The organism is Salinibacterium sp. (assembly GCF_031364185.1).
In the GTDB taxonomy this organism is placed as follows: domain Bacteria; phylum Actinomycetota; class Actinomycetes; order Actinomycetales; family Microbacteriaceae; genus Rhodoglobus.
In genome coordinates this window covers 1-4,909 of the sequence record NZ_JANLVV010000008.1, presented here as the reverse complement: position 1 = coordinate 4,909, position 4,909 = coordinate 1, and the positions used below count along the sequence as shown (strand labels likewise).

Annotated in this window: 8 protein-coding genes; 3 read left to right on the top strand and 5 right to left on the bottom strand. The window is 58.4% G+C overall.

Annotation, left to right across the window (positions count from 1 at the left end):
* Nucleotides 1-44: 44 nt before the first annotated feature.
* Genes RMN95_RS00710 through RMN95_RS00695 form a run of 4 tightly spaced genes read right to left on the bottom strand, consistent with a single transcriptional unit; the run spans nt 45 to nt 1,793 of the window.
* On the bottom strand, nt 45-407 hold the full coding sequence (locus tag RMN95_RS00710) for a hypothetical protein (protein WP_309615060.1): 363 nt from the start codon (nt 405-407) through the stop codon (nt 45-47).
* Nucleotides 404-667, bottom strand: coding sequence for a hypothetical protein (locus RMN95_RS00705; RefSeq protein ID WP_309615059.1), 264 nt, complete (start codon nt 665-667; stop codon nt 404-406). Before RMN95_RS00705 ends, RMN95_RS00710 begins: the two co-directional genes overlap by 4 nt.
* Complete coding sequence (locus RMN95_RS00700; protein ID WP_309615058.1) at nt 664-1,458, bottom strand: ImmA/IrrE family metallo-endopeptidase; 795 nt, start codon at nt 1,456-1,458, stop codon at nt 664-666. Before RMN95_RS00700 ends, RMN95_RS00705 begins: the two co-directional genes overlap by 4 nt.
* Nucleotides 1,455-1,793 (bottom strand): helix-turn-helix transcriptional regulator, encoded by a 339-nt coding sequence (locus RMN95_RS00695; protein WP_309615057.1) that lies wholly within the window; start codon nt 1,791-1,793, stop codon nt 1,455-1,457. The genes RMN95_RS00700 and RMN95_RS00695 overlap by 4 nt, the downstream gene beginning before the upstream one ends.
* Before the next feature lie 303 nt (nt 1,794-2,096).
* Between RMN95_RS00695 and RMN95_RS00690 the strand changes: the two genes are divergently transcribed.
* The 3 genes from RMN95_RS00690 to RMN95_RS00680 all read left to right on the top strand — a co-directional run bounded on the left by RMN95_RS00690 (nt 2,097) and on the right by RMN95_RS00680 (nt 4,680).
* Complete coding sequence (locus RMN95_RS00690; RefSeq protein WP_309615056.1) at nt 2,097-2,945, top strand: DUF4190 domain-containing protein; 849 nt, start codon at nt 2,097-2,099, stop codon at nt 2,943-2,945.
* Nucleotides 2,946-3,028: 83 nt separating this feature from the next.
* On the top strand, nt 3,029-3,640 hold the full coding sequence (locus RMN95_RS00685) for a hypothetical protein (RefSeq protein WP_309615055.1): 612 nt from the start codon (nt 3,029-3,031) through the stop codon (nt 3,638-3,640).
* A complete protein-coding gene (locus tag RMN95_RS00680) occupies nt 3,637-4,680 on the top strand; it encodes an XRE family transcriptional regulator (RefSeq protein ID WP_309615054.1) in 1,044 nt (347 codons plus the stop codon). Before RMN95_RS00685 ends, RMN95_RS00680 begins: the two co-directional genes overlap by 4 nt.
* A gap of 21 nt (nt 4,681-4,701) precedes the next feature.
* Here the strand turns inward: RMN95_RS00680 and RMN95_RS00675 are convergent.
* Nucleotides 4,702-4,909, bottom strand: a 208-nt coding sequence (locus RMN95_RS00675; RefSeq protein ID WP_309615053.1) for a hypothetical protein, incomplete at its 5' end; no start/stop codon positions are given.

Below are 4,909 nucleotides of genomic sequence, written 5' to 3'. Positions count from 1 at the left end.
GCCGGCAACGCCTCGGCCCCTGTCTCGACGCCCGTTGTTTCGCCCTACTGGATATCTGATCCGTAAGTTGCCTGGTCGCGTAATGCAAGGCGAGCCGCGGCCCACGGTGGAAGCCCATCGTCGAGCTGGCGCAGTCGGTCGTAGATGACTTTCATCGCGGCGCGATCAGCAATAGTGCCGATCTTCGCGCACTTGATAAGAATCGCTTGCGTATCGATGACTGTCCGAAGCCCAGCGACTTTCGCTCTCCTTTGCCCTGGGCCGTCGTCAATGAGGACGATAACGTCATTTCCAAGCTCCTGTTGTCGGCGCGCGTGGATGATGACCATAGTCTCGCCCAGGTCTTTTCTGCGCTGAGAGATTGCCACAACATTGCCGGTGAAAAGTTCCCGAGCGATCCGATTCAAATCAGGGTCATCCTGAGGTGACTCCATGATTGTGATGATGTCAGCCTGCACAAGGCCTCGAAGCTTTCTTCCTGCCGCCTCAAACTTCGACCGACCGCCGCGCTCCGCTGACCCGCTTTCTCCAGCACCTCAACTTCAACTTCCTCTGGCATCCGCAACTCGCCCTCAATGGCTTCGACTGCGGCCAAAAGCAGATCCTTGTGCCCAGCGGAGAGGAAATTCAGTGTTGGACCCGCGTCAATAACGATCAGTTTCGTCATAGCTCATCGATGACAAACGGCTCGTCGGTTGCCGAGCTCAGCTTTGCGGGTTCGATATCGAATCGCTTCATGTCGGCTTCTACCTCGCTAACTGGCCGACCCGTCACACTCGCGACGAACTCGATCGCCACCAGTCCTCGCCTATATAGGTCTACTGCGCGGCTACTTAGTCGCTGCGATGGGCGTTTCTGTGCGCTCGTTGCGAGGAGCGCTTTACGTTCGGCGTCCCAGCCGAATAGCACAGACAGGCGTGGTGCTGTCTCCTGTTCCCATTGGGAGAATGTGTCGTCAGATATCCAGCTCTCCTCCCGCAACTGGATGGCTGCCACAGTGGGCAAGACCCCGAAGAACTGCACGAGCGAGGACAAGTGACGAAGTTCGAGAGCAAATCGCTGGGCATTGACCTCAGCAAGTAAGTGATGCATCGCTTCCCGCGGGATCAGCAGATGCCGGGCAAACGTATGCGCTCGATCCTCTGCGTCGAAGTTATTTTCATGGGGAGTAAAGCCCTCCACGAGATCGCCAAACTCGATATGTCCGATCTCATGCGCGATCGTAAATCGCTGGCGTTCGAGATTCTCTGTCGCTGCCACGGCGACAAAAACTTTTCCCGTCTCGCCATCTTTGGTCGTCAATGCGTCTATCCCAGCAGGGAGCTCTTCAAAAACGAGATCAAGACCAATGCGGTTCTCTGCCAAGGCCACTAGATCTCTAATTGGAGCGAGACCAAGCCCGTGCCGATCGCGAAACGCGATGGCCTTGTGTTCCGCTTCAGTCTCGGTGCTTTTCACTGCCTGCTCGCCTCAATCCGGTCGAAGAGCGCGTCGACCTCCATAAGGTGCCTGAGGCGATCCTCAACTGCCCTGGTGTCGACACCATCCGCGCGAGCAGCCACCGCTACGCGCTGCATAAGCTCGCTCTGCCCCGTGAGATAACCGGGGGTGGTACCTAAAGCATGGGCAATGGCGATGATCTCGCCCAGGGAGGATATTTTCGCGCCGCTTTCGATGCGAGACCACATAGCCTGCGAAAGTCCGCTGCGCACAGCTGCCTCACGCTGGTCGAGGCCCAGCAATGCCCGCCCGGCTTTAATCCGCGCAATCTGTCTCTCAATTTCGGTGATCATGATTCCTTCCCTTTCTGAATCAAATACAGTCTAATTGATTCAGCACATTCCGGCGGCCTATCCGAAGACAAAAAAATTAGGCGGGCATGGTCAAGTCGACTCTGTTTCACTACAGATCTGGGGAAATTGCGCTCGCCTGCTATACATCTAGCCGAGTATCTACTATCCATCTAGCCGCAAATTCTTGCCTATAACGAGCGCGTCTCAACAAATGTCGGTGGTTGCTGATCAACTGACCGACTTGCCTCTCGCAGGTTCCGGCGCCATCGCGGCGCTGGGCACAGCACTCCGTTAGGAAACATCATGTCTATCAACACACCTCCGCTCGCCGCTCCGTCTGTGGAGACGCCACCGCAGACACCGCTATCGTCAAAGCCCTCAAGTGGGAAGGTTGCCGTCGCCGCTCTCGTGCTCGGCATCGTCGCGTTCGTGTGCGCAATCATCCCCGGGCTGAGCTTTGTCGCGTTCCTTCCCGCCTTCGCGGCACTAATATTCGGCATCGTGGCGTTGGCCACCGGGGCACCCGGTCGCGGCAAAGCAATCACCGGCGTCATCCTCGGCCCGATCGCCGTGCTGGTTGCCATCATCGTGAGCGTGACCGCGATCGCCTCCGGGATCGGATCGAGCGTCGACGTCGCGAAACCCGTCGGTGACCCGTCTACTGCGGAGTCGACCGAGCCGATAACGGAACCTGTTGAAGCAGAACCCGTCGAGGAGTCGGGGTCTCGTGAGAACCCGGCAGCGGCGGGAAGCGTCATCGAGATCACTGACAACAGCGGCCCGGTCTGGCAGGTGCAGATCGGAGCGGCGAACCTCAATGCCGGCGACGTGATCGCAGCAGAGAACCAATTCAATGCGGCCGCGGATGCTGGCTCTCAGTACGTTCTCGTGCCGGTGACGTACACCTACGTGGGCAGCACGAGCGGCACCCCCTGGATCGATATCGACATCGAGTTCGTCTCAGCAGCGGGAACGACCCACACCCAGGAGTTCATCGTGATCCCAACTAGCATCACGGATATCAACGAGATGTACAGCGGCGCCACTGCCACCGGCAATATCGTGGTGATGGCTCCGACCGCCGACGTCGACAAGGGCTCGTGGGCGATCTCAACACCGTTCGGCTCTCCGTACTTCGTGAAGATCGTCTAACTGCGATTCAGGATGCTGCGGCTCGCGGTCGCGTGGGCCGCAGCATCCTGAGCAAGCTTGCCATTTGTGGTATATTTTCTGGCATGTATTCGCATGAAAATCCCAACAGCGATCAGGTGCTGGCCGACTTGGGCGCTCCGTTCGTGCAAGCATTCGTCGATGCTGTTGATGGGTCTCGGGATGACTACGCAGCCTTCCGAAGCTGGCAGCCAGGTTGGTTTCCGAGTTTCACCAGCCGCTTCACTGCGAACTTCCTTCATGAGCGCATCTGGGATCGCCTCGTGCGCGCTGTTGGCGAGACGGAGGGCGTGCATGTCGTTGACCGAGAACCCATACGCGAGCTTCGCAGCGGAACTCAGTATCTGATCCGGCTCAAACGGCACCATCCGGGCGACCGGATCGCCGCCTATCCGACCGAAGCCTCCAGTGCTTTCTGGGCGAACAGTGTTCTTACACTCGATGGCCTCGAGTCGTTCAGCCTCGCGTTGGGTTACATGTGGGATGCAGAGTTGCGCGCGGTTGGCGAGGCCGTGCTTTCATTCCGTAATGGCAAGGACAACCCGGTCTGGGCTATTCGACTTCGCCGCGACAGCGATTCGGCGACAGGGTTCGCCTGGAGTCCCGTGGCTCCGGATCTACCCGAAATCGACCTCAGTGGCGTCATTCGCGAGGCTGAGGAGGAGAGTGGAACATGACCAGCCGCGTCGGTGACGTGATTCTTGTCCTCCGACGAGCAGCCGATATCACGCAAGAAGAGTTGGCTAATGCTCTCGGAATTACTCAGGCCGCTCTCTCGCGCTACGAGAATGATCTTCGAGACCCTGATGACGACATGATCGGCAAGCTCGGTGTCGCCCTGGGTGTGACTCCGGAGTTCCTGCGGCATCAGTTCAGGATGCATGGCGCTATCGCGGCAGATGCTCATATGCGCAGACAGAAGACCGCCAAGCCGACTGAGTGGAAGCGTGTTGAAGCTCAGCTAAACCTCCTTCGAATGCATTCGTCGTATCTGCTGGAACGTGTTCCGCTGAGACCTCAGAATCATGTGATCCAGGTCGATCCCGGTGAGCGCACTCCGGCCGACGCCGCGTCGATGCTTCGGGCTTCGTGGCGAATGCCTATTGGTCCCGTTCGCAACCTCTTTCGATGGGTCGAATCGGCGGGCGTGATCATCGTCGAGGCAGACTTTGGCACTCATCGGATCGACGGGATGTCTCAATGGGCGGGCGACCATGCCGTCATCACTCTCAACTCGGCTATGCCCACAGATCGCAAACGGCTCACGGTGGCACACGAGCTCGGGCATCTCGTACTCCACACTGCATACATCGACAGTGACGTGGAAGACCAGGCAAACGACTTTGCGGCCGAATTTCTCATGCCAGAACACATCATCAGACCACAGCTGCACAATCTCACCCTCGGCAAGCTCGAAGATCTCAAGCTCGAGTGGGGTGTCTCCATGCAGGCCGTCTTCGAACGCGCCTACAGGCTCGGTAAGGCAACCCCTGAGGAACGACAGAAGTTCTACCGTCAGATGAACAGCCGCGGCTGGAAAGTGCGCGAACCGAACAGTGAGCTGATCCCGCAGGAGACGCCAGAACTCGCAGCATCCGTGGGCCAACGCCTCACCGAGTCTGGATTGACCGAACGAGAGATTCAACAGTTGATCGGGTCGCGGGACGGTGGCAGCACTCCGTTCACGCCTGCCCGAAGAGCACTAAGAACTGTCTGACGCGGGTAGCTCCGGCTCCGGCTAGCCAGTCTTCTTGAGCCGCACTTTCACGTCGACTCCTAGAATCGTGCGCGCGTCCTCGCGCCACGATTCAACCAGCGGATCGTCATGGTCGATTAGCCGATCGAGATCAGCCTGGAAAAGTTCGATGATGTCCAGACGGTTCCCGGTCATGCGCGGAATCTCCTCTTGGAGCGCATCAAGGGTGGCATACCTCCTATCCTCCGCC

Coding starts and splice junctions, on each gene's coding strand:
- RMN95_RS00695 (WP_309615057.1), bottom strand. CDS start 1,793: ATGATCACCGAAATTGAGAGACAGATTGCGCGGATTAAAGCCGGGCGG.
- RMN95_RS00680 (WP_309615054.1), top strand. CDS start 3,637: ATGACCAGCCGCGTCGGTGACGTGATTCTTGTCCTCCGACGAGCAGCC.
- RMN95_RS00690 (WP_309615056.1), top strand. CDS start 2,097: ATGTCTATCAACACACCTCCGCTCGCCGCTCCGTCTGTGGAGACGCCA.
- RMN95_RS00685 (WP_309615055.1), top strand. CDS start 3,029: ATGTATTCGCATGAAAATCCCAACAGCGATCAGGTGCTGGCCGACTTG.
- RMN95_RS00705 (WP_309615059.1), bottom strand. CDS start 667: ATGACGAAACTGATCGTTATTGACGCGGGTCCAACACTGAATTTCCTC.